The organism is Paracoccus liaowanqingii (genome assembly GCF_004683865.2).
Classification (GTDB): Bacteria; Pseudomonadota; Alphaproteobacteria; order Rhodobacterales; family Rhodobacteraceae; genus Paracoccus; species Paracoccus liaowanqingii.
The window spans coordinates 80,721-105,510 of sequence record NZ_CP040761.1 but is presented as its reverse complement, the minus strand read 5'-3'; the positions used below and the strand labels follow the sequence as shown (position 1 = coordinate 105,510).

General features: G+C 60.1%; 26 protein-coding genes. 19 read left to right on the top strand and 7 right to left on the bottom strand.

Annotated elements, in window-relative coordinates; genetic code table 11:
* Nucleotides 1-183: 183 nt before the first annotated feature.
* The gene (locus E4191_RS18055) at nucleotides 184-390 is read left to right on the top strand and encodes a cold-shock protein (RefSeq protein WP_135816091.1); all 207 of its coding nucleotides are present in this window, start codon (nucleotides 184-186) and stop codon (nucleotides 388-390) included.
* A 340-nt stretch (nucleotides 391-730) separates the two neighbouring features.
* Here the strand turns inward: E4191_RS18055 and E4191_RS18050 are convergent, their stop codons facing one another.
* From E4191_RS18050 to E4191_RS18040, 4 genes are all read right to left on the bottom strand, one after another.
* Nucleotides 731-1,525, bottom strand: coding sequence for a helix-turn-helix domain-containing protein (locus E4191_RS18050; protein ID WP_228461841.1), 795 nt, complete (start codon nucleotides 1,523-1,525; stop codon nucleotides 731-733).
* A 268-nt stretch (nucleotides 1,526-1,793) separates the two neighbouring features.
* Nucleotides 1,794-2,366: a hypothetical protein gene (locus tag E4191_RS24285; RefSeq protein WP_407947086.1), complete on the bottom strand. Its 573-nt coding sequence runs from the start codon at nucleotides 2,364-2,366 to the stop codon at nucleotides 1,794-1,796.
* 110 nt (nucleotides 2,367-2,476) lie between these two features.
* Nucleotides 2,477-3,481, bottom strand: a complete 1,005-nt coding sequence (locus tag E4191_RS18045) for an alpha/beta hydrolase family protein (protein ID WP_139615928.1) — start codon at nucleotides 3,479-3,481, stop codon at nucleotides 2,477-2,479.
* Nucleotides 3,471-5,081: an RcgA family putative transporter gene (locus tag E4191_RS18040; protein ID WP_407947089.1), complete on the bottom strand. Its 1,611-nt coding sequence runs from the start codon at nucleotides 5,079-5,081 to the stop codon at nucleotides 3,471-3,473. The genes E4191_RS18045 and E4191_RS18040 overlap by 11 nt, the downstream gene beginning before the upstream one ends.
* 175 nt (nucleotides 5,082-5,256) lie before the next feature.
* Here E4191_RS18040 and E4191_RS18035 point away from each other — a divergent pair, with 175 nt between their 5' ends.
* The 16 genes from E4191_RS18035 to E4191_RS17960 all read left to right on the top strand — a co-directional run bounded on the left by E4191_RS18035 (nucleotide 5,257) and on the right by E4191_RS17960 (nucleotide 18,121).
* The gene (locus E4191_RS18035) at nucleotides 5,257-5,436 is read left to right on the top strand and encodes a hypothetical protein (RefSeq protein ID WP_139615831.1); all 180 of its coding nucleotides are present in this window, start codon (nucleotides 5,257-5,259) and stop codon (nucleotides 5,434-5,436) included.
* Nucleotides 5,437-5,953: 517 nt separating this feature from the next.
* Nucleotides 5,954-6,322: a hypothetical protein gene (locus tag E4191_RS18030; RefSeq protein WP_331459658.1), complete on the top strand. Its 369-nt coding sequence runs from the start codon at nucleotides 5,954-5,956 to the stop codon at nucleotides 6,320-6,322.
* 100 nt (nucleotides 6,323-6,422) lie between these two features.
* A complete protein-coding gene (locus tag E4191_RS18025; protein WP_139615830.1) occupies nucleotides 6,423-7,043 on the top strand; it encodes a lytic transglycosylase domain-containing protein in 621 nt (206 codons plus the stop codon).
* A complete protein-coding gene (locus E4191_RS18020; RefSeq protein ID WP_228461839.1) occupies nucleotides 7,040-7,357 on the top strand; it encodes a TrbC/VirB2 family protein in 318 nt (105 codons plus the stop codon). Before E4191_RS18025 ends, E4191_RS18020 begins: the two co-directional genes overlap by 4 nt.
* 5 nt (nucleotides 7,358-7,362) lie before the next feature.
* Nucleotides 7,363-7,641 (top strand): type IV secretion system protein VirB3, encoded by a 279-nt coding sequence (locus tag E4191_RS18015; protein WP_139615829.1) that lies wholly within the window; start codon nucleotides 7,363-7,365, stop codon nucleotides 7,639-7,641.
* Nucleotides 7,631-10,009, top strand: a complete 2,379-nt coding sequence (locus tag E4191_RS18010; RefSeq protein ID WP_139615828.1) for a VirB4 family type IV secretion system protein — start codon at nucleotides 7,631-7,633, stop codon at nucleotides 10,007-10,009. Before E4191_RS18015 ends, E4191_RS18010 begins: the two co-directional genes overlap by 11 nt.
* Nucleotides 10,002-10,226 carry a hypothetical protein gene (locus E4191_RS18005; RefSeq protein ID WP_139615827.1) on the top strand — a complete coding sequence of 75 codons (225 nt, stop codon included), beginning with the start codon at nucleotides 10,002-10,004 and terminating at the stop codon, nucleotides 10,224-10,226. Before E4191_RS18010 ends, E4191_RS18005 begins: the two co-directional genes overlap by 8 nt.
* A 103-nt stretch (nucleotides 10,227-10,329) precedes the next feature.
* On the top strand, nucleotides 10,330-11,415 hold the full coding sequence (locus E4191_RS18000) for a lytic transglycosylase domain-containing protein (protein WP_176562799.1): 1,086 nt from the start codon (nucleotides 10,330-10,332) through the stop codon (nucleotides 11,413-11,415).
* Nucleotide 11,416: 1 nt separating this feature from the next.
* Entirely contained in the window at nucleotides 11,417-12,211 is a 795-nt protein-coding gene (locus E4191_RS17995; RefSeq protein WP_139615825.1) for a type IV secretion system protein, read from the top strand.
* A gap of 8 nt (nucleotides 12,212-12,219) precedes the next feature.
* Nucleotides 12,220-12,918: a virB8 family protein gene (locus E4191_RS17990; protein WP_139615824.1), complete on the top strand. Its 699-nt coding sequence runs from the start codon at nucleotides 12,220-12,222 to the stop codon at nucleotides 12,916-12,918.
* A complete protein-coding gene (locus E4191_RS17985) occupies nucleotides 12,918-13,628 on the top strand; it encodes a TrbG/VirB9 family P-type conjugative transfer protein (protein WP_139615823.1) in 711 nt (236 codons plus the stop codon). The genes E4191_RS17990 and E4191_RS17985 overlap by 1 nt, the downstream gene beginning before the upstream one ends.
* Nucleotides 13,625-15,064: a TrbI/VirB10 family protein gene (locus E4191_RS17980; RefSeq protein WP_139615822.1), complete on the top strand. Its 1,440-nt coding sequence runs from the start codon at nucleotides 13,625-13,627 to the stop codon at nucleotides 15,062-15,064. Before E4191_RS17985 ends, E4191_RS17980 begins: the two co-directional genes overlap by 4 nt.
* Before the next feature lie 2 nt (nucleotides 15,065-15,066).
* Nucleotides 15,067-16,077: an ATPase, T2SS/T4P/T4SS family gene (locus E4191_RS17975; RefSeq protein ID WP_331459657.1), complete on the top strand. Its 1,011-nt coding sequence runs from the start codon at nucleotides 15,067-15,069 to the stop codon at nucleotides 16,075-16,077.
* Entirely contained in the window at nucleotides 16,070-16,657 is a 588-nt protein-coding gene (locus tag E4191_RS17970) for a hypothetical protein (RefSeq protein WP_139615821.1), read from the top strand. Before E4191_RS17975 ends, E4191_RS17970 begins: the two co-directional genes overlap by 8 nt.
* 1 nt (nucleotide 16,658) lies before the next feature.
* The gene (locus tag E4191_RS17965; protein WP_139615820.1) at nucleotides 16,659-17,744 is read left to right on the top strand and encodes a type IV secretion system protein; all 1,086 of its coding nucleotides are present in this window, start codon (nucleotides 16,659-16,661) and stop codon (nucleotides 17,742-17,744) included.
* A gap of 62 nt (nucleotides 17,745-17,806) precedes the next feature.
* Nucleotides 17,807-18,121 (top strand): H-NS histone family protein, encoded by a 315-nt coding sequence (locus E4191_RS17960; protein WP_139615819.1) that lies wholly within the window; start codon nucleotides 17,807-17,809, stop codon nucleotides 18,119-18,121.
* A gap of 45 nt (nucleotides 18,122-18,166) precedes the next feature.
* Here the strand turns inward: E4191_RS17960 and E4191_RS17955 are convergent, their stop codons facing one another.
* From E4191_RS17955 to E4191_RS17945, 3 genes are all read right to left on the bottom strand, one after another.
* Nucleotides 18,167-20,209, bottom strand: coding sequence for a type IV secretory system conjugative DNA transfer family protein (locus E4191_RS17955; protein ID WP_228461838.1), 2,043 nt, complete (start codon nucleotides 20,207-20,209; stop codon nucleotides 18,167-18,169).
* Nucleotides 20,187-21,908, bottom strand: a complete 1,722-nt coding sequence (locus E4191_RS17950) for a relaxase/mobilization nuclease domain-containing protein (RefSeq protein WP_176562798.1) — start codon at nucleotides 21,906-21,908, stop codon at nucleotides 20,187-20,189. The genes E4191_RS17955 and E4191_RS17950 overlap by 23 nt, the downstream gene beginning before the upstream one ends.
* 127 nt (nucleotides 21,909-22,035) lie before the next feature.
* Nucleotides 22,036-22,665, bottom strand: a complete 630-nt coding sequence (locus E4191_RS17945; RefSeq protein WP_139615817.1) for a helix-turn-helix domain-containing protein — start codon at nucleotides 22,663-22,665, stop codon at nucleotides 22,036-22,038.
* Between the two features lie 529 nt (nucleotides 22,666-23,194).
* Here E4191_RS17945 and E4191_RS17940 point away from each other — a divergent pair.
* Nucleotides 23,195-23,959, top strand: coding sequence for a ParA family protein (locus E4191_RS17940; protein ID WP_139615816.1), 765 nt, complete (start codon nucleotides 23,195-23,197; stop codon nucleotides 23,957-23,959).
* Complete coding sequence (locus E4191_RS17935; RefSeq protein WP_139615815.1) at nucleotides 23,949-24,632, top strand: hypothetical protein; 684 nt, start codon at nucleotides 23,949-23,951, stop codon at nucleotides 24,630-24,632. The genes E4191_RS17940 and E4191_RS17935 overlap by 11 nt, the downstream gene beginning before the upstream one ends.
* The last annotated feature ends 158 nt before the right edge of the window (nucleotides 24,633-24,790 follow it).

Genomic DNA, 24,790 nt, shown 5'->3' with positions numbered 1-24,790 from the left:
CACCCTGAGGCCGGATCGATCTATCCAGAGCGAGATGCGCGGCGTCCGAGTTTAGTCTGCCGTCCGCTCCGGAATAATACTTCCGGCTTGCGATCCTCTGCATGTTGCGTCTCGACAACTGTTCATCAACGGGTTTTCTTGAGAGAAGCAGCTTTGCTGCACAAATTAATCGAGGAAGACAAAATGGCAACCGGAACTGTGAAATGGTTCAACGAAACAAAGGGGTTTGGCTTTATCCAGCCCGATAACGGCAACAAGGACATCTTCGTCCATATTTCAGCTGTCGAGCGCGCTGGCCTTCGTTCTCTGGCAGATGGACAGAAGGTCAGCTTTGATATCGAAGCTGGCCGAGACAATCGCGAGAGCGCGGTGAACCTGTCTCTTGCATGACCAGACGTGCCCTTGAGGCAAGCGGGCGGGGCGGATGCAGTGCAATGTCCCGTTCGCAAGGCCGCTTTGGTCTTTTAACCGCAAGGTGTCGCCGATCTCCTTCAGCCTTCTCAGGATGAGGGTGATTTTACATCAAAGATCCGAGGCCAGAGGGGGGGGACGCGGTGAGGTCGATCGCTACAGTGCCATCCTCTCAACAGATTGTTTTCCTCAGCCATACGACAGTGCCGTCGCAGCTAACGGTTGAGTATAGGGTGCTTTGGGTGCCGTTGCCCGGCCCCCTTTCACGAATTGGAACCTCCGCAGGCAAGCATGAGGCTTCATGTGCGCAGCGTCTGCTTCATGATCCAGTATAAGAACAAGAGGTAGATTGGGATTCAGTCCGCTTGGCAGACTCGCGTAAATCGATGGCTCTGCCCATATGGGCCAGCGCCTTCGCTAGGTCTGAATCCTCAACATGGAACGATGCAAATCCGGCCAGATCGAGCGTGGCAACATGCTCGGCTTCCATGGCGGCGCGATCAGCGCGGGCACCTTGGTCATCATCCGGTGGCGTTGGGCGTCCAGCCCATCGTCCAAGAAGCGCCAGGGCACGCCTCGGGACGGACAGCCGATAGGCATTGCTGACCTGCCGTACTTGCGGTCCCCTGCCTTCGTTTGGCACCGGCTCGAACCGGCGCAACCAATCGAGAAACCCGTGATCGCGCAGCGCCTTCAATGCCCGCACAACCGCATCCCGCGACCGGCGCAACTTCTCGGTGATATAGTCCAGGTATGGGTCCAGTCGCCCAGACTTGAAGTTCACCAGATTGGCAAACAGGGCGAGAACCTCCAGGGCAATGCCGCCGAGGGGCCCGTTGCGCTTGCCAGGTGCGCGGTTCGCCCGCTCATACTTCTGAGCAGCCATAAGCACCTTCTGAATATCCTGGCGTGACGTTCCGCGCCAGAACGACGCTTCACACGATCCTGCCCGGCGCGAGTTACGGCGCAAGGGCGGACGTTCCTTTGCGCGGCCCTCGGCGCGCGTGTCATCAATAACGCTGTCTATGCGTTGGAAAAATCTGCCGCGCGTAGCGGTCATCCCGGTAGTCATCTGTTGCTCCTCGAATTCAAGAAGCGCGGTGTCCGCAGGCAAGCCACATCCGTTCGCACAGATGCGTTTTTGCTCTTGATTTTCGGGAGTTGGAGGGTAACTATAGCACTTGGAACGGTGCTAATTCAGGTCGCCAAACCTGTGTTACCAAAACCAAGCCCCCTCGTGCGGACCCCCGCGCGGGGGGTTTTACTTTTGGGGTCGTGGTTTATCTGGTGATGTTCATTCCTCGTCCTTTTGCAGGCATTTTGCCGGTCGCCTCACGAATGCAGCGGTCCTTTGTGTTGCGGTCGGCGGCGACCTACATGCATCAGTAGCTGACCCACTGCGTGGAGTACGCACCAGTATGGTCCTGCATCCGGAGCAGAATGGCCCGGAAGCTCACATGGTCGGATGTGAAAGTGCTCCCTGTATGCTCCGCAACCGCTGCGCTCACCCAAGCTGGAACATTGCTCTGAGCCTGCCGGACGAATTCGCCGTCACTGTTGTAGAAATTCCGGATCGCAGTCGCGGACACATTGCGGCCACCACTGCTGTTCTCGATCCGCTTGGAAAGCTCCCAGACCTCAACAGCGTCACGATATCGCCTGACCTGGGGCGTGAGTCCATCAGAGCCCAGATTGGGACCGGGCATCGATCCACCCCCACCCATTGGGCAATTCCAAAGCTGCAACGGCGGCTCGATCGGCCAAGGGGTCACGCGCCGGATGACCTCGATCTGGGCCGCTGTGCACTCGGCCGAAGGCGGAAACCCACCGGCCATGCACAGGAGGATCGCACAGTCGATAGGGTAGGGCTGAGCGACGCCACTTGATGGCGCCACGAACCCCGCTGCCACCACAGTCATCACACCCAACATGCCTGGGCTCAGGTTTCGACGCATAGCCACTCTCCCAGAACGGACGAACTTATACGATGACTGTCATCAGTATAAGATCGTATAGGGCCCTGGGGAGCGGTTTGGCAACGCCTAGGAAGTCATTCTTTGACGGATCATCCTGTCAGCAGCCGCAAGGTGCGGAGGCCGCTGCGCAGGATGTAGGGCGGAAGGGCAAACGAATAGTGTCCACAGTTCAGCTCCAGGACGTCAGCCCGGGCTCCTGCCTGCGTCAGCTTTGCTATCAGCGGCTGTGACAGATGCGGCAACACCACCGTGTCTCGTTGCGCCAGCACGATTTGAAGCCTTAGATCGGGCCGCGCCAACTGTTCTGCATAGTTCTCCAGATTCAACGAACCCCATGCTCGGTTGAGCTGGGTCAGATCAATCTGTCCTGCCAGGCTGGCGCGAATGTGCTCTGTGGCGCGCCCGGTCCAGACCATATCGGCGAGACTTCCGGCCGCAAGACACAGCACAGCCTTTTGGACTGCCGAGTCATTGGCTGCGACGAGGCCAGCCACCCAGGATCCCAGGCTCAGGCCCATGACCGAAATCTGCTCATAGCCTCGGTGCTCCAGGACGCGTATGAGCTTCCGTCCATCCAGGACCGCCTGGCGGACTGACTGGATGGTCCGACCCAGGTCTGGACTGAGCATATAATCCGCATGTCGGGACCCCGGGCGACTGCGCTCAAAGTGATAGGGCATCGCGATCTCGACAACCGTGATACCCCGTCTCGAGAAAAATCTGGCGATCTGACGATATCGCGCGCTTGCATTCCAATGATGGAAAATAATCAGCGCGTGTTTTTGTGACTTACTCTCGGTTACCTTGGCCCTGACAAGGTTGTTTTCCGCGGTGTCCGTGGAAATATCGGATGGAAACTCAATCCAACCATTCTGCCACTCGAAGATCAGACCAGACCCTGTAGGTTGATCGAAGAATGAAGCGTCTGCCACGGCTTGGTCTGCAAGATCGCAGAAGCCTTCAATGCCAATTTCTTCCTTTTCGAAAGAAGGGAAAGCGACTTCCGGATCCAGACGGAACGCGGTTCTTTCCTTCACCGCGTTTCCCCGCTGCGCGCGCCGGTCGTCCCAACGATCCAGCCAGCTATGATACAATGACGCGTGCTCCATTGCTCTTGGGCCCTGATCCTAGCCTCGGATCAAGCAGCCCGTAAATTGCAAGAAGAACCGAAGCTCCCAACAGTATTGAGAAACCCTGGAATGCACCGATCGTCATATAAGATACGACCAACAGCGCGATGATTGCCGCCATTTTCATGGAGCTTGCACCTCCGTCAGCAATAATTTTTATCTGGGTAAGGGCAGAGACGAAGACGAAGCAGGTAACCAAAATGATCAGAAGGCTTGTATATTGTGTTGGGGCCGTAAAATCGTGCAAGCTGATTCCATGGCCCTGTCCAATCACCACCGACGTGAAGTCCTGCGTTAGCCACTCCAGAATATTCTCACTATTCGTTAAAAGGTAGATGGCCTGAAGCTTCATGCAAATTGCAATCAGGACACCCGACAGAGTGCATCTGAAAATGCCGCGCATGATCCTCTCCCCGATAGATCTGCCGATATCCGGAAATATCCTGTCGCGTGACGTATTCACCAATCTCCTGATATTCTTGTAATCATACACCATCGTGTAAATCAGAATAAGGCCGACAAAAAAGAGGTAAAAACACAGGCACATATACAGGTAGGCAAGTGCGGTAAATATTGCCTCTGCGGCGATGGACACGACTTCAGGCCTCAAGATACCGATGAATCCCCAATCAAATGCATAATCGCCACCGCCTTCCAACAAGGGGATCAATCGGACGCTGATCCATTGAAAAATACCTGCAAACCCAACACAAACAAGAAAGACCGCCCAGTAGGTGAGGGGGGAAGCCTCGACTTTCGCTCTCCACCCGTCATCGCCCCCTGCGCCGCCATTGGATGCAACGAGCTGCGCCCGGCCCTCGTTCTTCCAGTAGGTCAAAATCTCCCTCGAAAAGCCGAGGAAGAGGGGCATGAAGATCATGAACAGGAGGGTCCAGTTGGGGGCCCAAAGAAATCCGACCTGCCTGAGTGCACCGTTGTCTTCTGCATAGCTGATGCTGTGGACGCCCAGGAAGACAGACATGAATCCAAGCGCAATTGCCCCCGCAAAGACCGATGCCGGCAGATCCAGAAATGATCCCCCGCCAAAGATTGCCTCGGACTTCCGAGCAAGGCTGAAGCCTTTGACTGGCCGGACGTCAGACGACCGATCATCTATTGCCTCCAGGACAATCGTGTCGTCACCGGCGGCTGCTGGTTCCTCGCTGCTGTCCTTGCCTTGATCATCACTGGCCGGTGGCTGTCGCCGCTGCCGCCTTTGGGCGATCAATCGCGTTTGGGAGCTGCTCAGTTCAACTTGCCATGCGCTTGTGGCCTCGGGGTTGTCGCATCCGAAGATGCGCGCCAGCCACCGGATATTGTCCGGGCTGATGCCTTTGTCATTGTCCTGAAACCAGAGCTGGACAGTGCGCAGCTCGATCCCGGCCTGGTTCGCGTCGATCTGTGAGATAGCCTCCGTCAGAAGGTCTGGGGTCCACGGACCTTGTGGAAACCCGTGCTCGTCGACAGGTCGCCCGGCACCGGCAGCTGCGAGATGGTTGAAGAGCGTCTTGAAATCCTTGCCATCACCATCGGGAGGAACATAAAATCTTTGCCTGTTTGACAGTGTGTTACGAGATTTCATTTCGTTGTATTTCGCTCAATTTCGCATCATGCCGTGATCAGGGCAGAAGCCATAGTTCATTAACCAGCAATGAACAAATGGCTTGTCCGAGGCGCGCGCTGTGTCGCCGGACCGCAAAACCCGTAGGAGCTGAAAGATGGGTCTACAAGGCAGCAAGATGATGTCCGCCGAGAGCGACATGGTGGGAGTGCCCGGTGTCCGAGAACAGGCATACCCGATCAAGCGCGTCCTCGATCAGGAGTCGCGGAAAGTCGTGGGATGGCTCTACAGGTGGAACACCGGTCAGGTCGCAGTGATGTGGAAGGGCGAGAGATGCGAAAGCGTCATCTACGAGTGACGGATGCTATGATCTCCAGGGCGTAAGTCCGGACGCATAAGAAGGAGGCTGGTTCTGCGGGCCGGCCTGCTTCGATGCTGTTTCAAATACTTTAACCCTATCCTTCTGAGCTTTTCGCGCCTGCGGGGATCAGCGACCGTCTTCTAGAAAGACCTCAGAGCCGGCACTAGATTACTGAAATTTAATCATAAATCATGTTTCAGAATACCTGCCACCGTCCTTGCCGTCGGGGCATCGATTAGATCGACCCGGCGAAGCGGCACAGGGGAAATCCCAGGATCGTGGCAAGGACGTCAGCGGCAGGAGGCAGGCGTGCCTGCATGCCGCCATTCTCTTTGCCCGCGCAGCCCACGTCTCTCGAAAGAGCTTTGATTTCAGAGTGCTTCACCCTACTGATGGCCGCGCGATCTGAAATTTGCAATCAGTGACTCTATAGGGTTGCTGCCAATATTATAATATCGTAGGACACGGGCACTCGAGAAGGGTGCCGGGTCCTACCAATGGGGGGGCCACCGGCGTGGAAATAGAGTTAGAAAAAGAAACGCCGAATGTGGTTACCGAACCTCGGTTCAGAAAGCTTATCGCCAGCGGCTACCTCGCTGAGGTGGTGTGCCAGGTTGCGGCATATCGCAAAGCGTCCGTCTGGTATGGCGAATGGACCGTCCGTGTCGTCAATCCCGACAGGACGATCGAAAAACTTCTTGTCACCACGCCGCGGCGGGTCGATGACATGGACGAAATCAAGATCAGGGTCTTCAAAACCATTAACGGCCTGTCGTCATTCATGCACGAAGCTGGTTTCACGCATCTGGATATTCCCTTCCTCTCCGGGGGCCGAACGATCCAGGCACTTCCCAAAAACCCTTCGGACAAGAGCGGGAGCTGAAGCCCCAACACGGCGTTTTCTCGATGGCCTCTCCCCGGCGGCATTTGCCTGCCTGTTCGCGGGGCTGACAGTTAATGCATCTGCATGCCTCGGGCAGGGCATGGTCCTTGTGCCGGGGTCCGATGGGACCTTTCAATACCGGGAACAGAGTAACGGTTTTGCCCGCCATTTCGCATTAGACGGGCAACCAATAATCCCAGAGGCGGAACGCTCGGCCTCTCCTTCTCAAGATACCATGTCGTTTCTTGCAGAACCGGAGGGCGGTTTTGTTGCACCGCGCGCTGTTTTCGGACGCGAAGACGTCCTCAACGCCATTGACCAGACGGCAGTGCGCTACGGCGGTCACGTCGCCCTGCGCAAAGCGGACATGTCGGTCACGGAATGGCGGCATTTCTATCGCGCCAATATCGAGATCGAGAGTGCCTATAATCCTCGGGCGCGCAGCCATGTCGGGGCCATCGGCCTCGGCCAGCTGATGCCGGGCACAGCCGTCACGCTCGGCGTGGACCCTCATGACATGCATCAGAACCTCGATGGTTCTGCCCGATACCTGCTCCTTCTCCTCGACCGCTTCGGATCAAAGGAGCTGGCGCTGGCTGGCTATAACGCTGGCCCGGAAGCTGTTTCGCGCCACGGGGGCATTCCGCCCTACCGCGAGACCCAAGGTCACGTCCGCAAGGTCATGGCCGTCTTTACCCGATTGAACGGAGATACCTTATGACCAGATCCCTGCCGGTTCCGGCAATGAGCCTTTTGCTGTTTTCCTTGCTGGCGGTCGGGCTTCTCATGCTGATGACCTCGCCTGCATTGGCCCAGGGCACGGTGGACCTCAGCCCGATCACCAACATTCTGACCGGTATCGCCACCACACTGACCGGCCCGCTTGGTCGGGCCATGGCCACGCTGGCGGTGATCGGCATCGGGGCTGCCTGGCTGATGGGCTACGTCGATTTCCGCACCGTCGTCTATGTCGTTGCCGGTATCGCCATCGTCGCCGGTGCCAGCGTCATCGTGAACGCGATGTGGGGTCAGTAATCCTCATGGTCAAACGGTCCCCGCTGTTTCTCGGTCTCATTCGTCCGGCCCGCGTCATGGGCCTGCCGATGTTCTATTTCGTGATCTGGTCGATGGGGTCCGTCCTGGCTTTCGTGTGGGTCCAAAGTTTCTGGACCCTCGCATTCACGGCGCTGACCTATCCGGCCTTCTGGCTTGCTGCCGAATGGGACCCGCATTTCTTCGATGTGGTCACGGTGGTGAGCAAGAAGACCCGCCGAACCACAAACCGCGAGCAATGGGGGGCTGACAGCTATGAACCGTGATCTTCGGATCGGGCCTGCCGCCCTCGATGCCCTGCCCGCATGGGCCAGCCGGGAACAGTCGGTGGCCTCAATGCTGCCCTATGTCTCGCTGATCGATGACCTGACCATCCGCACCAGGGGCAACGAGTTGTTCCAGTGCATCCGCATCTCCGGGCTGAACAGCCTGACGGTGGCCGACGAGATGCTGGACCGGATGAAAGAGATCTTCGCCAGCATCATCGCCCAGACTGGCGACAAGTTTGCCTATACCGTCCACAAGGTCTCGCGCCGTATCGAGACCGACCTGCCGCTCGTCACGGGTGACGGGCTTGCGGCCCGGATCGATCGGCGTTGGCAGGCACATATGCGCCGGGCCAACCTGCGCGAACACACCATCACCATTACCGTCATCAAACGTCCTGACGTGCTGTCGAAAATCCCCTACACGCCGCGCAAATCGCAGGAACTGCTCGCCCGGCAGATCGACGGCCAGGTGGGCCAGCTGCAAGAGGTCGTGGCGTTTCTGCAATCCGCCCTGTCGCACATGGACCCGCAGGTCCTGACCGCATCAAGCGGTCAGCTGCTCGGGTTTCTGGAGAGCATCAATACCGGCATCGAGGTTCCGACCTTCTACACGGCGCTGGACCGGTCCATTGCAGAAACCGTGTCCAACACGCGCGTCACCTTCAAGGGCGACAAGATCTACCTGACCGGGGGCAGCCTGCCGGACCGGGTGGGGATGATCTACTCGATCAAGGAATTTCCCCGCGACTCCTTCGTGACCATGTTCGATGAACTGGACCTGCCCGTCGATATGGTGGTGTCGAACTACTACGTCCCGGTCAACAACGGCATCATGGAAGAGCGGATCTCGCGAGAACTGCGCCGCCGCGCCGCGATCAACGACAAGGCCGCCAATCTGATCGATGCCTTGGGCGAGGCGCAGAACCGGCTGGCTTCGGGCGAAATCTCCTTTGGACAGCATCAGATGGCCGTGGCCGTCTATGCGGATAGCGAGGAAGAGCTGTCCCGCATCAGTTCGATGATCCGCAACATCGCGGTGACCGCGGGCGTCAAGCTGGTGTCGCAGGGCTACACGGCGCGCACCGTCTATTTCGGCCAGCATCCGTGCAACCGGGCCTTCCGCATCCGGGAGGGTGCAATCACCAACGAACAGTTTGCCGACTTCGCGGCCCTGCATCGTGCGGCGATGGGCAAGAGCGGCGACAATGTGCCATGGGCCACGCCGATCACCTGGTTTCCGACCATCTCGCGCAGCGCCTATCGGTTCAATTTCCACGAGGCGGGCGATCCGACCAAGGAGCCGAGCAACGGCCATACGCTGGTCCTGGGCCGGATGGGGTCGGGCAAATCGGTGCAGGCGGCGTTTCTGGCCGCGCAGGCGCAGCGCGTGGGCTCGCGGGTGTTTGTCTTCGACTATCGCCGGGGCCTGGAAATGGCCGTGCGCGCCTTGGGGGGTCGGTATTCGGAACTGAAGGCAGGCGAACGGACCGGTCTCAACCCGCTCTGGGTGGAGACGGACACGTCCGGGCAGGAATGGCTGAGCGACTGGCTCATTCACCTGATGGAAACCGGTCATAGCCAACTCCAGCCCGAACAATCCCGCGCGGTGCGCAACGCCGTGCGTCAGAACGCCGAGGCGCGAAACCCGAACCTGCGGACATGGACACAGTTTGCGCAGCTGGTCGGCTCCACCCATGACGGCGGGGCACTGGCAGACCGGCTGAACGAATGGACAGAGGGGCATCGCTTCGGGTGGATCTTCGGGCACGAGGTCGAGGACAACTTCTCGCTGGACGGGCAGTTTGTGGGTTTTGATCTGACCGACATTCTGGACAGCGAAAATCCGAGGGCCCGCATGGCGGTGCTGTCCTACATCTTCCGGCGCATCGAACGGCAGATCGAGGACAAGCGCCCGACGATCATCATCATCGATGAAGCCTGGAAGGCGCTGGATAACACCTACTTCGCAGGCCGGATCGAGAACTGGCTGGTGACGGCGCGCAAGCAGAACACGGTCGTGGTGATGATGACGCAGTTTGCGCATCAGCTGAACGCCTCCGCCCACGGCCGGACCCTGTTGCAGGCGCTGCCCACCAAGATTCTACTGCCGAACAAGGAAGCCAATCCTGAAGATTATGCCGGGCTCGGTCTGAACCAGAAAGAGCTGGAAATCCTCATGGGCGTGAATCCCGGATCGCGGATTGCCCTGCTGCGCTCCGATGACGGCTCGCATGTCATCGACACCGATCTGTCGGCTCTCGGCCCGTTCCTGACCATCCTTGGCGGCATGAAGGCCGGTGAGGCGCTGGTGGGCGCGGACTACCGAACCCGCCCCGATTTTTGGAAAGGATTTGACGATGCGTAAGCATGCCCTCTGCGCCGTTCTGGCGACCCTGGCCCTGTCGGCCTGCGCTGGTACCCAAGCCAAGCCGGTCAGCAGCGCGTGCTTCAACGCGCGCGGCGATCTGACCTGCGATCTTCGCCCCCTGCCTGAACTCTGGGGCGAAGCCCGCCAGGATGCCGTGCGGCAGGTGGGCGTCTATGAGGGCGCGGTCGAGGACGGTCCCTATGCGCAACGGTGATCCTAATCCCACGTTTGGGGCAGGCCCGCGCGAGACGTCAAGGATCGCGCAATGGCCTGGTTGCAGCTGGCCCCTCGCCCTAGCGTCTCCGCTCATAGCCCTGATGCTGTCCAGCACTGCGATGGCGCAGGGGGTGCCGGTGGTCGATCCGGCCAAGAATGCCCGTGAGGCGGAAATCACCCTGCGGCTGGAGGCGGACCTGGTTCTGCAACGGCAGAAGGCCGAGGAAGGGCGCAGGCGTCTTGAGGCCGACCGTGAGCAGGTCGCGGCACTGGAGACCGTCACTGAGGGGATGACCTTGCCTGACGATGGGGCAGGGGCAGAGGACATGGCACGTGGCCTTGAGGACGGCGCCGCCCCGGCTGCCGATGTGTACGCGACCGAGAACAGCGCCGCTGCCGACCGCCTGTTCAGTGGCGCGCGCGAAAATGTCGAACAGATCATCATCCGGGCGGCAGCAGACACCCATCACATGCAGCGTGCCGGGCTGTCGCCGATCCAGTGGCGGTGCTGGTTGCAGGCGCTGATCTGGCAGGAAAGCCGGTTCAACCCGCATGCCCAATCGCCGGTCGGGGCTTACGGCCTGACCCAGATCATGCCTGATACGGCAGGTGATCTGGGCATCAGGAGCACCTATCGGAATGACCCCTACATTCAGGCAGAAGGCGGCGCGCGCTATCTGGCGCAGCGTCTGAACGAATTTGACGGCGAGATGATCCTGGCACTGGCGGCCTACAATGCCGGGGCGGGCAACGTGCGCAGGCACGGCGGCGTGCCGCCGTTCCCGGAAACCCGGAAATACGTCCAGATCATCCCGACCAAGTATCGCGAATACATGGCCGCCCTCGGTGCCGCCGACCAGATCGGCTCCATCGAGGCCAGCTATATGGCCAATGCCGACCGGGCGATGATCGGTGGGGCCACGGCGGAATATGCGGATGAGGCCGGGCAGGACATGGGGCTGGCGATGGACCGCCTGAACGAGGCAATGTCGCGCCTCGGAGACACAACGAATGCAGCTGAGGCGATGGCGCTGAACAGCTATGTGCGGGCCGAATTCGTGCGCCTGCTGATCATCCGCACACGGCTGGTCGCGGCCCGTTCCAAGCCGATGACCGCGACTGAGGTCGGGGCAGCCTCGGCCTTTGCGCAGGAACGCGCCTTCATGAACTTTCAAGGGGGATTGTAAGATGCGGAACGCAGCCAATGGACTGATCGCCGGCGCGGGCTTGTGCCTGTCTCTGACGCTGGCAGTGCCCACGCCGGTCACGGCGCAGGGGGTGCCGACCGTGGACACCCAATCCATCGCCCAGCAGATCACCCAGATCCGGCGGATGCTGGAGGATTATGGCATCCAGACCGATATGCTGGACCAGCTCGTCGAGCAGTTGGCAGAGCTGCAATCACAGACTGCAGAACTGCAGCAGATCTATGCCGTCCTGACGGGCGGTGCCGACATTCAAGGGCTGCTGATGGGCGGCGGGCTGGACGCGGTTCTTGATCCAAAGATGACCAGCATTCTGCAAGCGGCCAGTTCGGCATCCTCGGGCGACTGGTCGGGCTTGTCTTCAGGCTACCGTGCGCAAATCCAGGCCGCCGCGCAATCGACGATGATCGGCGCGGGGCTCGATCCGGCCCGGGTCGAAGACATGGGCCGGGAGGGCACCGTGGCCGAGAGGCGCGCGGCGTCCCAAGCCACGACCGGGGCGCTGGTGGCGGCCTCGGCCGACACCGCGCAGCGGGAAACCGCGGTCAGCCTGCAACGCCTCGACAGTCTGGTGGGAGAAATCCCTGAGCAGACCGGCATCAAGGCGGCCATCGATCTGAACACCCGGATGATGGGCGAGGCGGTCAGCGAGTTGATCAGGAACAACCAGCTGCTCGCCATCCAGAGCTACGGGATGGGCATGTCGGACGTGTCGCAGGCCAGTGCCTGGGCGCAGGAGCAGCAGATGCTCGATTTTACCATGCCGGATTTGCAATGAGGTTACCGATGTTCAATTTGGCGAGGAAGAGGGCACACGCCGCCACCGCGGCCCCCCGGAGGGTCAGCGAAACCGAGGAAGAGCTGATCTACGGCGAGCGCCGGCGCGGGGCCTTCTGGCAGAAGTTCGGGATGGCGGGTTGGGGCTTCGGCGCTGTCGGCTGCATCATGGCGGCGGTGATCGCGGCCAGCTTCGAGTCCCCGGCCCCGGTCCTGGTGCCGTTCGATCCGAGCAGCGGCATGGCCCTGCCGATGGTCAATCTGGAAACGATCTCCGTCAGCAACCGCGATGCGGTCGTCCAGTCGCTGGTCCATGCCTATGTCCGCGACCGGGAAACCTACAGCATGCTCGACAACGATCTGCGGGTTCGCTCGGTGCTGACCCGGTCCTCTGGGGTAGCCCTGCACTCCATGCGCAGCCTCTGGGCCTCGGAGAACCCGGATTATCCGCAGCGCAAATACGGGCCGCGCGCCCGCATGGATGTGGAGGTCCTCTCGGTCACGCTGATCACCAATGACCGGGCACAGGTGCGGCTGCGCAAGCGGCTGCAAGACGATGCCGGGGAGACCCAGGGGCTGTTCACCGTCACCCTGGCGTTCCGCTACGACACCAGCGAGGCCCGGTCGCTGGAAGAGGTCTGGACCAACCCGTTCGGGTTCTCCGTCTACGAATACGCAATCACCTCTGACAGGTTGGAGGTCCAGTGATGCGGGGCATTCGTTTTGCCGTGGCCTTGTGCGCGGTCTGCATGGGGGCCTCGGTCGCCTTGGCCGAAGTCACCCCCCGGGCGGGCAATCTCGATGCTCGCGTGCGTTATGCCCAATGGGTCGATGGACAGGTCTACCGGGTCCAGACGCAGGTTGGCCGGGTGACGTCTGTGGAGTTCGGCCCCGATGAACAGATCACCTCTGTTGTCGCAGGCGATACCGTCAGCTTCAACTTCGATGCGGTGCCGGGCGGCAGCGCCTTCGTGATGAAGCCCACCACCAGCGGGGCGGCCACGAACATCAATGTCTATACCAACAAGCGGCAATATTACTTCGAAGTCTCTGAGTCCGCCTCAGCGCAGTTCTCGGTGGTCCGCTTCACCTATCCGCACGGCTCGGGCGGCACTACACCCGCCAACCGCCACGTGGCCCGCGGGCCTCTCAATCATGATTACGGCGGCAGCATCGTGAACGGCACTACGCCCACGGAAGTCTGGGATGATGGGGCCTTCACCTACTTCGCATTCCGCCGCAACGGCGAATTGCCGGCGATCTTCAAGGTCACGGCGGGTCAGGAAGTCACCGTCAATTCCCAGACCCTGCCCGACGGCGTGGTGCGGGTGACGGGCACCAGCCCGTTCTGGATGCTGCGCTTGGGTTCGGTTGAATCCACCGTAGGGATGATGAAAGCCGTGAGGTTGGTGCAGTGAGCGATCAGGACAGCATCGACCTGCGCGAGCGTCTGTCGGGGTTGGAAAAATCGGACCCCAAGGCAGCGCAGAAGGCGCGTCCTGCCGCAAATGCCGCCAGGATGACCGGGTTGCTCTGCGGCGGGGCGCTGATTGCCGGGTTGGTCTATGTCTACTCTCAGCCGGAAGGTGCGGCGGACCTCGATGTCAGCAGGGCCAGCGAGTTTCAGCGCGAAGGCAGCGGCTTTGGCGATCTGGACAGCGCGCCGCGTCTGGCTCCCGGCGCCGCCCCGGAACCGGTGCTGGTGGCTGCGCCGGACACCACCCCTGCGCCTGCCCCGGTCAACGAGGGTTCCGAGGGCAACGAGGATTCCGAGTTGGCTAACCTGATCCGCGGGCTGCAAGACCAGATCGACCGTCTGTCGGATGCTCCGGCAGAGGAGGGCGTAGCCGAACCTATCGTGGATACCGAAGCTCTCGAGCAGATGCGCGGTGAGTTGGAACAGCTGCGCGAGGAGGCGCAGTCCCGCGAACAGGAACTGCGGGATGCGTTGAGCAGCCGTGACCTGCAAATCGCCGGGCTGAACAACCAGATGGACATGATGCGCCTGCAAAGCGGGCAAAGCGTGATGCCAGGCAGCAATGACGATCTGTTGACGCAGCGCCGGCAATCGGCGGATGAGGCCGCGCAGTTGGAACAGGCGCGGCGGCAATCGTCCATGGTCGCACTTGGCGGGGGTGGCGGTGGCGCGGCGGGTGCTGGCGCGGGAGAGGCGGGTCTGGGTGACGGGGCAGCTGCACAGCAGGCAGCACGGCTGAGCAGTGACGCGCAGTTCGTGCGCGATGCCGGTCGTCCGGTTCAGGTGCAGCGCGCGGAAATCATCGTCAATCCGTCCAACACCGTCACGCAGGGCACGATGATTCAGGCGGTGCTGGAAACCGCCATCGACTCGACGCTGGAAGGTCCGATCCGCGGCTTGGTGACCACCGATGTGGTCGCCTATGACAGCTCGCGCATCCTGATCCCGCGTGGCTCGCGCCTGATCGGCAGCTACTCCGCCGATGTAAACACCGGTCAAAACCGGCTTCTGGTGGCTTGGGAACGCATCATCATGCCCGACGACCAGTCGGTGCAGATCAGCTCGTTCGGCGGCGATGCTCTGGGCCGCTCCGGGACCACCGGCAGGGTCAACAACCACTTTGTCCGCCGCTTCGGGGCGGCGGCGCTGATCTCCACGATCTCGGCCATCCCCTCGGCCCTGCAAGATAACAGCAGCGACGGCGGCGTGACCATTTCCACGGGCGGGTCCAATGATTTGGCATCCGGCGTGACAGACGCCCTCAGCGGCGCGACCAACTCGGCCATCGGCAAGTATGTGTCGATGCCGCCGACCATCAGTGTGGCCCAGGGCACCCGGATCACCGTCATGGTGGACCGCGATCTGGAGATATTCTGATCATGAACGACATGACCCATGGCAGCTATCTGGACGAAGCCCTGGCCCGGATCGGGGCTGTCATCGACAGCCCCGCCCTGGTGGAAATCGCCATCAACCCGGACGGCCGCATCTGGTCGCTGGAACATGGTGATCCGGCGATGAAGCTGGAAGCCCGCCACCCGATGAACCGGCAGGAGGTCACCGACCTCGGCCGGATCATTGCCAGTGCGGGCAAGCTGACCCTGGGCAGGGACGCCCCGATCATCTCGACCTCCGTGGATTACCGGGGCCGTCCGATCCGCGCGCAGGTCGTGGCAGAACCTGCGGTGCTGTCGGGTGCGGCCATCTCGATGCGGTTCTTCTCGTCTCTGCCTCTCGACCAGATCAAGGTGAAATACCTGCATGGTCAGGAATACTCGGTGGACAAGGCCCGCGCAGAGGCCAAACGCGAACTCAAACACTTGACGGCCTCCGGGGATATTGACGCGGCCATGGCGTTCATCGTCGGCCACAAGATGAACGCCCTGATCGCGGGTGCGACCGACAGCGGCAAGACGGTCTTCGCCCGCAAGATGCTGTCCTATGTCAGCGACAGCGAACGGATGATCACCATCGAGGACGCCTCCGAGCTGGTCCCGACACAGCCCAACGTGGTGACGCTGATCGCGGATCGCGACAGCCGGACCAGGACACCGGACATCCTGTTAACCTCTTGTCTGCGGATGCGGCCCGACCGGCTGATCGTGGGCGAGGTTCGCGGCAAGGAGGCCATGACCTTTATCGAAGCGATCAATACCGGCCACGGCGGATCGATGACCACGATCCATGCGGAAACCCCGAGGCTGGCCTTGTCGAAACTGGCCATCATGGCGCTGAAATCAGAGCTGCCGCTGACCTACACCGACACGCTGCGCTACATCGGCAGTTCGATCGACGTGGTGATCCAGACCGGCCGCGCCGGCGGCGATCGGGGCGTGCTGGAATTTTACATCCCCGAGAGCGGGGACAATGGAGAGCAAAACCATGATTGATCGCAACTCAGCCTTGGCAGGCGCGGCAACAGTAATCCTTGCCACGATCATCGGCGGTGCAGGGGTTCTTTATTATGGCGGCTCCCCGTCGCGCGCAGAACCATCGTCTTTGACCCAAACGGAAAGGGACTCGATGCTGGCTGCCACCAACGGAATGTCCGACACACAAATGACAGAGATCCAGATGGACGCGCCTGTGTCCCGGGCAGATCGCAACTTCATGGACTTCACCACGCCCGATCTGGCTGAAGCTGCGCCGGGCCAAAACCTGACACGACACGGATGCGTCAAGCCTGAGGAACCGACTTGGGCGGCCAACGTCCCACCAGAAAACGCGCAGCAAGTCCTTTTGCTGAAAGCTCTCTACGACAATTTCAGATACGAAAATATCGTCCAGACAAACAGCTGCCCATGCGAAGTTGAGTATCCATCATGGGACGAAGCCGACGCCTCATATCAACGGCTGGTTGCAAGTCGGGGTTTGGACGAAATCCCTGTCATGCGAGATGAAGTCAGCCGCCTGGTGCGCAGAAACCTGAAAGCGTCCATCGATACCTGCAAGGCATGGCGAGGTCGCTGACATGCCAGCTGTTCAACCGATCATAGAGTCAGCAGAAAGGTTTCTGGAGAATGCCGCCAGATCAACTTTTCTGGGACTTGTCGAAGCGTCTGGAACCCTTGTCGGGTACATGGCGGTTCTCGCGGTCGCTTTGGTCGGCGTCAATATGATGGTGCAGCTGCGGCCCATGGCGTGGGTCCAATGTCTCAGCCTGGTGATCAAGCTGTCACTGATTGGGATATTTGCCTGGAATTGGAATCAGTTCTGGACCGTCGCGAACGGGATCCTGGCCGCAATTGAGGCGGTCGCCGGGGGCATACTTGCATCGAGTGGAAATGGCCTCAGCGGGGCCACCATTACCGACGGGTTTGCGGCCGCTATTGATCGCATGATGGATCAATTTGCAGAGGCGGCGACGAATATTGCAGCTGAAATGGGCGGCTGGTTCGTGACAGGCATCGTGTCCGGGATTTGTCTGGTCCTCATGGGTTTTATCTCGGCGGCATCCGCATTGATGATCCTTTTTCCCAAGGTCGTCATCACCGTGCTCTTGGGCCTCGCCCCGATCATGATTGCTCTGACATTATTCGAGGCAACCAAAAGCTTTTTTGAACGTTGGCTGTCCGCCTGCATCAGTTGGTCTCTTTATCCCATCTTCATCGCATCGATTTTCTCGATCATGATTTCCATGGGTAATGACTTGATCAATCGTATCGGTACATCCGGTTATGCAAGCATTGGGGACTTTCTCCCGTTCATGGTTCTGATGATCCTGATTTTGCTTTGTATTGGTTTCTTGCCGATGATCGTAGGAAGTGTTTCGGGAAACCTGCAATTGCTCGGCGTTGTCGTTGCGGGCAACAAATTCATGGGGCAGGGGAGAAGCGTCATGAATGCCGGCAAGGGGGCTATATCGACAGGTAAAACTATTGGCTCTGCAGGCTCGGCTATCGCCTCCGCGCCAGGGCAAACCCGTCGCGGTGAGAATGCTGTTGGTCGGGCCGGTCAGGCGTTCGCCGCCCATCCAACAGTTTTTCAGGCTTCGACAGGGGTTGCGGAGTCTATAAATAGGATGCAAGACAAAGCCCGAATGCTTGGAAAGAAATAATCGCATTAGCGAAAGACAGAAGGGCAGCCTTGGCTGTCCTTATTTTATCAAAAGGAACTCACATGAGTATTGATCTCGAGAACATGTCGCTCAAGGAACTTCGGGACCTGCACAAGACGGTTGGTCGGCAGATCGACGGTTATGAGACAAAGCAGAAAGACAAAGCCAAGGCGGCGGTTCAACAGGCTGCTGAAGAGCATGGCTATTCGTTGAAGGAGCTGCTTGGGGCCAGCAAATCTGTCAAATCGTCCGTCGCGGCCAAATATGCCAACCCAGAGGATGCCTCTGCGACCTGGACGGGCCGCGGGCGTCAACCACTTTGGGTGAAGGGTCATCTGGATGCCGGTGGCAACCTCGACGATCTGCTGATCAAGTAATCGGATCGACGGTGAGTAAAAAGGCGGCCTTTCGGCCGCCTTTTTTTATTCGGCAGCTACCATTGTGCTGCCATTATCATCTTGGGCAGTGATCTGGTCGACTTCGCCAGTCGCTCGGCTGAGTGCACGGACATTGTCATCGCCGCTCCCAATCATGTCCTCTTGTCGGATCGACATATTCACCTTCCGCATCCGCTTGAGGGTCGGTGGCTCTTTGCGGGTTTCCTTTGCAGCAACCAATGCACCTTCGGATTGCTTTACCTCGTCCGATTTTTGCGACCCTTGACCAAGCAGGCCTTCGGGCAGGACTGGCCGGATACGGCTGCGCTGTTGGGAGAGTGATTGCACACGCTCCGACAGGTCATCAATTCGCGCGGTCGCGCGAACCAGGTTACCGTGCAGGTCACGGATTTCCGCGTCCTTCGGATCCGGCGCCGGCAGCTGGCCTTTCTGCGACCGGAAGATGGGTTTCAGCACCCTGTCGTCAAAATATTTGATCCGGCGGGCTTTGATCGGGTGCTGACCGTTGGCAAGAATGATCACCGTGTCCTCATGCAGCCGGCCTGCTTCGTCTTCGGTCAGCAGGTCACGATCTTCGCTTCGTTCGGAAACGTTGACCCCTGCGAAGGGACCCTTCCCAATGGTCTTTGACTTCGAGGTCACCCGGTGCGTAGTCTTGCCGACCGCAGCGGACAGTTCCGATTTCGTGCGTTGCTCTGATGGGGCCAGATAGATCTTCACACCTGCCCCGCCTTGCAGCGACAGCCGGGTATCTTCCCCGTAGATCTTGTCCAACGCCGGGATGGTCTGGGTCACGATTGCCAGGTGTCCGCCATAGGCGCGCAACGTCTTGATGCTGTCGGTCACGCTCGGCATGCGGCCGAGCATGTCGAACTCGTCCAGCATGATCATCACCGGCCATAGCTCCTCCGCGCCGGGCAGATGGCTGTGCAGGCTGGAAAGCAGGTCAGAGAAGAACAGCCGGACCAGAGGTGCCACCGCCCTGATTTTGTCGTGCGGCGGTGCCACGAAATACGCAGTCTGCGGTGTGCGGCGGAAATCGTGGAAACTGAAATCGCTCGTCTCGGTCGCCCGGTCAATTGCCGGGTTCGACCACAGGCTGAGACCCGAGGTCATCAACAGCGACAGGTAGGACGTCAACGTCTTGTCATTGGTGGATGCGAGCCGTTCGAACATCAGTCGCGCGGCAGGGCTTTGCACCTTGTCTGCATAGGACAGATACTGCTTCTGCTTGTCGCCCCCGGCGGACGCCAGACGGTAGATCTCGCCCAGGGTCGGCGTGCCCCGCTCCATCGCAAAGATACCGCAGGCCACGAACAGGTCGATACCACCGTCCAGCAAGCCCTTGGCACTGTCGTCCTCGGTCTGCAGGAACAGCTCGGCCAGCAGGCGGATTTCCATCTGTCGCTGATCTGGATTGGGAAGGGCATTGATCCGGTCGAGGGGATTATACCGATGGCTCGGCTTGTCCCAATCGAGGGGCGCAAAGCGCCAGATCCTGTCGCCCATGGACCGCCGATGCCGGCTGGTCAGTTCGAAGTTCTCGCCCTTCACGTCCAGGACCACGGCGCTGCCCTGGAACAGCAACAGGTTCGGGATCACGAAGCTGATACCCTTACCCGCGCCTGTGGGGGCCACCAGAAGACAGTGAGGAAAGGAGGCCGAGCAGAGAAATTTTCCCCGTCCCGTTGGAGATCCCAGTTTCCCGACGACAAAACCTCGTCCGGGCTTTTGGAAAAACGTGTTGGCTTTCAGCTCGCGCCGGCTTTGCCAATGGGCACGCCCGAACGTGGTCAAGCCTTCCGTCAGAACCTTGGCCGAGAACAGCAGCGACAGGATAATGAAGCCGCCCCAGATCAATCCAATGATCTGAAACGCCTGTGGGTCCTTGTAGCGCATTGCGAGATTTTCGCGCGCAATCAGCGTCCAGTCCAGATACTGCCCGTTCAGCCCATACCGGAAGGAGAGAAACCCGGTCGCGATGACATAGGCAAAGCCGGTGCCGATCAGGGCGAAGAGCAACGCGCCCCCGAGGATGCGCAACCTATTCATGCCCGCCTCCCTCATGACCGCGTTCCTGTCGAACACGGTCGCGCTCCGCGGTGAGTTCGTCGTTCACCCGGTCGATGCCTTCGAGCGCAGTCGGATCGTTGCTGGCACGCAGGTAATCGCGGGCCAGGGTCAGCTGATCCTCCCGATCGCCAATGCCGCGCAGAACCGCCGCGTCGCCATTCTTCAGAGCCGCAAGTTCCTCGCGGGACAGGGACCGCTCAACAGCCTCGCGCAGGCGACGTTCGTCCTCGGCGCCAACAGGATTGGCATAGCGCGCCAGGTCGGCATGATCGGGGCCTACGCCATCACGCGACCCGATGGACGTGACCGGTGCGCGATCCTGTGCGTCGGCCTCACGTGCCCGTTCGATCTGATCGGTGGTCTCATGCCCCTGCTCGGAGGTCTCAAGCGCCGCGCCGCGTTGGGCGCTCGCACGCTGATGGATGGCGTCATCGACACCGTAGTCTGCGGCCACCCGGTCATAGGCGGTATCGACCACCGCGATGGCCTGCTGCAGCTGGGCGTTGTCGTGCAGGTCGAGGCCGCGCAGATCGGCCACGCTCTGCAGATCCTGCTGAACCCATCGGGCTTCCAGCGCCGCGGAATTGGCCGCCACCCGCATCCGGGCCTCGACCTCGATCGGATCGATGCCGGTGCCGTCCAGTGCGGCACTCAGCTTGTCGCGACCCTCCAGCGCAAAACGGGTGTTCACTTCCTGAACGTTCTGCGCAGAGTAAATACCTTCTGCACTGGCCGCTTCGCTCAGGTCGCGCGACCGGGCGCCAAGCGGTTGCAGATGCGCGACCGAGGATAGCGCCTCGGACAGCTTGCGCTCCATGGCAGGACGCTGGTTCGGCGCGGCGTCGGAAATCCGCACTTCAGCCTCATCGACCGCGCGCCTCAAATTCGCTGCGGCTTTGTCAAAATCTTCCTCTACAGACATGTAGGGGTCTCCTATCGAGATAATGGCGCCGCCCTCGGCGAGGACGGCGGATGCTTTTTCAAATGCGGTCGCCAGATCTTGCAGATTTGCCAGCGAGGCGTAGCTCGCCAGGTCGCGATAGCGCAGCGACCAGTCGCGGATCTCCTCGGCAGCCCGGTGGAGCGCATCGCCGGTACGCGGCTTGCCCGAAGGGGCCTCAAAGGCGGTGCCGGTCTCGGCCGCCTTCTCCTGTGCCCGCCGCCATTCGCCGTCCGTAGGGGGGTAATGGAGATGCCCCCGCTGCAAACGCGATGTGGCCTCCAGCTGGATGCCATAGCGGGCCGCATGATTCACCATCGCCTCCTTGAAGGCCTGGTAGGTGTATTCCGTGCCCTGACGGAGGGTAAAATAATCCCCCGGTTCCCTTCCCCGCCGATTGACGATGACATGGGCATGCGGGTTCTTGTTCGGGCTGTCCGTGTGTACGGCGATCATGTAATCAAACCGCCCGCCCAACTTTTCCTTGCAGATTTCCCCGGCAATCAGGCTGACATGATTGGATTTGGCCCCGCGCGGAAACGACATGATCATGTGGCTGGTGCGGGCCGCATTCATCTGGCCGCGCCAGTCCTCCGTCCAGCGCGACACGGCACGCTCGATCTGCTCGGGCGTCAGACGCTTCTCGCCGTCCAGAAGTCCACGTGAATCATGAACATCCACGCTCTTGCTGAACAGGTAGGTGAACTGCGCCGTCAGCTGACCCTTTGACGCACAGCCACCGGTACGGATCATCTTGAAGACCGCAGGGGACGCTCCCTGTGCCGCACGGGCCATATGCCGGGCGTCGGCAAACGGACGCCCCCCGCCGATCTTCTCCCAACCCTCCTCGAAGAGCCGAGTGGAAACGCCGGCGACAGCATTACTCCGGCCCATCAACCACCCCCGACATGCCATCCACAAAGCGCTGGAAGGTTTCCGAGGCGCGCTTGGCCTCCAACTGGCGCACCTGCGCCGACACCCCGTCGATATGGACCAGCAGATCACTCAGCAACTGCTGCTGCGGACGGGTCAGTTTGAGCCTCGCGCCCCTGCGGACCTCATAGTTCTTGGTGGCCACCAGCTGGTTCACGTTCCGCCCGATGGCGGAAAGCTCGAGGGCAACGTCCCGCAGAGCGTCGGCAAGGTCCGGATCGGGGGACAGAAAGCCGGCGGGAACCCGACACACGCGACGCAACGCATCGGCCCTGCTCTTCAAGCCAAGCCGTTCGGTGAAGGCATCGAACGCCAGAAGGGTGCTCCGATCGACGGTGAACGAGACAGCGGCAGTCTCGAGATGAACCTCCTGCGCCTTGTCGTGGAAGCTGCGGATGGCCCGATAGATGGTGGGCCGCGTGACACCATAGGTCTTTGCCAGGACGGCCACGGGGACGCCCGACCGTACGGAAGCGACGATCTTCTTCTCGTCGCCAGGCGTGATTTTCTTCGTTCTTCCGACCATGATCACAGTGTAAAAAATTACAATTGCATTTCCTGCCACATCTCCATTCATCTATCGGCTCTGACCGGGGGACTGTCAAGGAAGCCTGGGCGGAGCCGATAAATGAATTCAATTTCGCTCGGACGGAGGTCGCAGCACAGCATGCGGCCGAAGAGCCGCCGCAGAGGCGCGCAGCGGGCTCTCAGGGGGCAGGTCGCGATTTTAGTTGGGCTGGGGTAGAGAAAGGCCTATGTAGCCGCTCCTAGGCCAAAATAAGGGCGTCGAAGCCCTCAGGGCGGGCCATCAAACCTCGCGGGCCGCGTGATCGCGCTTCTGTCCAGCAGACAGGCGATCACAGAGCCCAGCAACACGACAATCGGCATACATTCGAGCTACTTAATGAATGACACAACCGATGACGTATTAAATGACTGACGGCATGACAGCCTGACTGACAACATGCATGATCAAATGGCTGAACGAACCTGTGCGCCTTGACAAACTGCTACCATGTCAAAATGAAGAGCGGAAAGCAGGATGATGGATGCACAGCGTGCGCTTGATTGTCTCGCCGCGGACATGAACAGGGACAGAACACATCATGGCGATTGTCATAGGACTGATGAACCGCAAGGGCGGAGCCGGAAAATCGACACTCACGAAGCTGCTGGCATCAGCCATAGCGCACTCCAAGAAGAAGTGTCTGGTGATCGATCTCGATCCCGCCGAGGATATTCTGAAATGGTGGACCAGGGCTGAGAGCAACGGCCACTACGATGAGAAGATCATGGTTCGCGCCACGACTGTTGCAGAGGATCTCTACGAGATCGTGGCCAAGAATGATGACACGGTCGATTTCATCATTATCGACACCAAAGGAGAGGGTGCCGAATGGGCGGATGACCTTGCCGGTGTCGTGGATCGGATCGTCGTGCCCTGCACCAATGCCAACCCTGATCGCGACCGCACCCGCGAAACGATTGCCTGGCACGATGACCTGAAGAAACGCGTCGTCTCCGCGGATCAGATCCCTCCCTTGCAGGTTGTCCTCACCCGCGTCCCTCCGGTCATGGTCCGCCGCAAAAGAGACCTGCCGAAGCCGAAAGACATCACGACCCGCGATTTCCACCGCCATTATGAGATTGTTGCCGAGTTCAATCCCTTGTCCACGATGGTCCCGGAGCGACCGCAGTATCGGGAAATGGATGAGCAAGGTTTGCTTGGCGGCATCATGAACAGGTGCCGCAACGGGCAGTGGAGCGACAAGGGGCAAGCACTTCACTATGAAAGCGCCCTGGCCCATGCCATCGATCTGATGAACAACATCATCGAGGGGACAAAAATGGAGCCGTCCCATGGCGCGTGAGAGAATAAAGACCCTTCGCCCCGATGCGACCGGCTTTGGAAAAGCCGTCACTGCCGGGTCTCAGCGGCCCGAGCTGGGAACGATCAGCGACGATGCGATCAACAGCTTCAAGGCGCAGCCAGCGGTTGCTCCGCCTGCCTTGGAAAGCACCAATCGCGACGGTGACATGGGACATGCCCATGCGGAGCCTGATGTGACTCAGAAGGAAGTCGAACAAGCGTCTTCCAGCGGCGACCGCGAGACAGGCCCATCACCCAAGGCAAAGGCCAATCCGTCACCCCATCGTCTCGCACATCTCGTCGTTCCACGGCGTGCCGGATCAAAGCCAGGTGCGCCGCATACCCTCCGCCTGAGGGTGCTCCAGCGCCATGCCGATGCGCTTGAGAGACTAGAGGCCGAAGGCACCCCTCGCGCAACGGTGCTGAAAGCTGCCTACGCCAACATGCCCACGATCACGATAGAGCCGCGCTATGTTCCCCAATCAATGGAGGTGAGTGGCCCAGCAGAATGGAGCCACCGGATCACGATGAAGGTTGAGCCTCAGGTTATCCGGGCGATTGCGGCAACGGTCAGGAATGGAAACAAAGCCCCCAAATCGGCATTGCTGCTTGGGCAGATCGAGCCAGCATGGTTTTCGAGTCTGGACGCCATGATCAAGGATTATACAGAATGAAGACCTTGATTACGGCAGGCATCCTGGCTCTTTACATAGCACCTGCATTTGCATGAGAAAAAGCTACTGAGACCTGACCGCTGGCAATTAGACCTACCAACTGGACGCAGGGTCGCCTTTCCCTGTGACCTGTGGCGCGGAAGTCTGAACAAGGGCTT

What these genes read in the sequence shown, in the direction of transcription:
- E4191_RS17985 (WP_139615823.1), top strand. Translation starts at nt 12,918, where the DNA reads ATGCGGGGCATTCGTTTTGCCGTGGCCTTGTGCGCGGTCTGCATGGGG.
- E4191_RS17960 (WP_139615819.1), top strand. Translation starts at nt 17,807, where the DNA reads ATGAGTATTGATCTCGAGAACATGTCGCTCAAGGAACTTCGGGACCTG.
- E4191_RS17950 (WP_176562798.1), bottom strand. Translation starts at nt 21,908, where the DNA reads ATGATCCGTACCGGTGGCTGTGCGTCAAAGGGTCAGCTGACGGCGCAG.
- E4191_RS18005 (WP_139615827.1), top strand. Translation starts at nt 10,002, where the DNA reads ATGCGTAAGCATGCCCTCTGCGCCGTTCTGGCGACCCTGGCCCTGTCG.
- E4191_RS18035 (WP_139615831.1), top strand. Translation starts at nt 5,257, where the DNA reads ATGATGTCCGCCGAGAGCGACATGGTGGGAGTGCCCGGTGTCCGAGAA.
- E4191_RS18020 (WP_228461839.1), top strand. Translation starts at nt 7,040, where the DNA reads ATGACCAGATCCCTGCCGGTTCCGGCAATGAGCCTTTTGCTGTTTTCC.
- E4191_RS18010 (WP_139615828.1), top strand. Translation starts at nt 7,631, where the DNA reads ATGAACCGTGATCTTCGGATCGGGCCTGCCGCCCTCGATGCCCTGCCC.
- E4191_RS17965 (WP_139615820.1), top strand. Translation starts at nt 16,659, where the DNA reads ATGCCAGCTGTTCAACCGATCATAGAGTCAGCAGAAAGGTTTCTGGAG.
- E4191_RS17940 (WP_139615816.1), top strand. Translation starts at nt 23,195, where the DNA reads ATGGCGATTGTCATAGGACTGATGAACCGCAAGGGCGGAGCCGGAAAA.
- E4191_RS18025 (WP_139615830.1), top strand. Translation starts at nt 6,423, where the DNA reads ATGGTCCTTGTGCCGGGGTCCGATGGGACCTTTCAATACCGGGAACAG.
- E4191_RS18015 (WP_139615829.1), top strand. Translation starts at nt 7,363, where the DNA reads ATGGTCAAACGGTCCCCGCTGTTTCTCGGTCTCATTCGTCCGGCCCGC.
- E4191_RS17990 (WP_139615824.1), top strand. Translation starts at nt 12,220, where the DNA reads ATGTTCAATTTGGCGAGGAAGAGGGCACACGCCGCCACCGCGGCCCCC.
- E4191_RS17995 (WP_139615825.1), top strand. Translation starts at nt 11,417, where the DNA reads ATGCGGAACGCAGCCAATGGACTGATCGCCGGCGCGGGCTTGTGCCTG.
- E4191_RS18055 (WP_135816091.1), top strand. Translation starts at nt 184, where the DNA reads ATGGCAACCGGAACTGTGAAATGGTTCAACGAAACAAAGGGGTTTGGC.
- E4191_RS18000 (WP_176562799.1), top strand. Translation starts at nt 10,330, where the DNA reads ATGCTGTCCAGCACTGCGATGGCGCAGGGGGTGCCGGTGGTCGATCCG.
- E4191_RS17945 (WP_139615817.1), bottom strand. Translation starts at nt 22,665, where the DNA reads ATGAATGGAGATGTGGCAGGAAATGCAATTGTAATTTTTTACACTGTG.
- E4191_RS24285 (WP_407947086.1), bottom strand. Translation starts at nt 2,366, where the DNA reads ATGCGTCGAAACCTGAGCCCAGGCATGTTGGGTGTGATGACTGTGGTG.
- E4191_RS17935 (WP_139615815.1), top strand. Translation starts at nt 23,949, where the DNA reads ATGGCGCGTGAGAGAATAAAGACCCTTCGCCCCGATGCGACCGGCTTT.
- E4191_RS17975 (WP_331459657.1), top strand. Translation starts at nt 15,067, where the DNA reads ATGAACGACATGACCCATGGCAGCTATCTGGACGAAGCCCTGGCCCGG.
- E4191_RS17970 (WP_139615821.1), top strand. Translation starts at nt 16,070, where the DNA reads ATGATTGATCGCAACTCAGCCTTGGCAGGCGCGGCAACAGTAATCCTT.
- E4191_RS17955 (WP_228461838.1), bottom strand. Translation starts at nt 20,209, where the DNA reads ATGAGGGAGGCGGGCATGAATAGGTTGCGCATCCTCGGGGGCGCGTTG.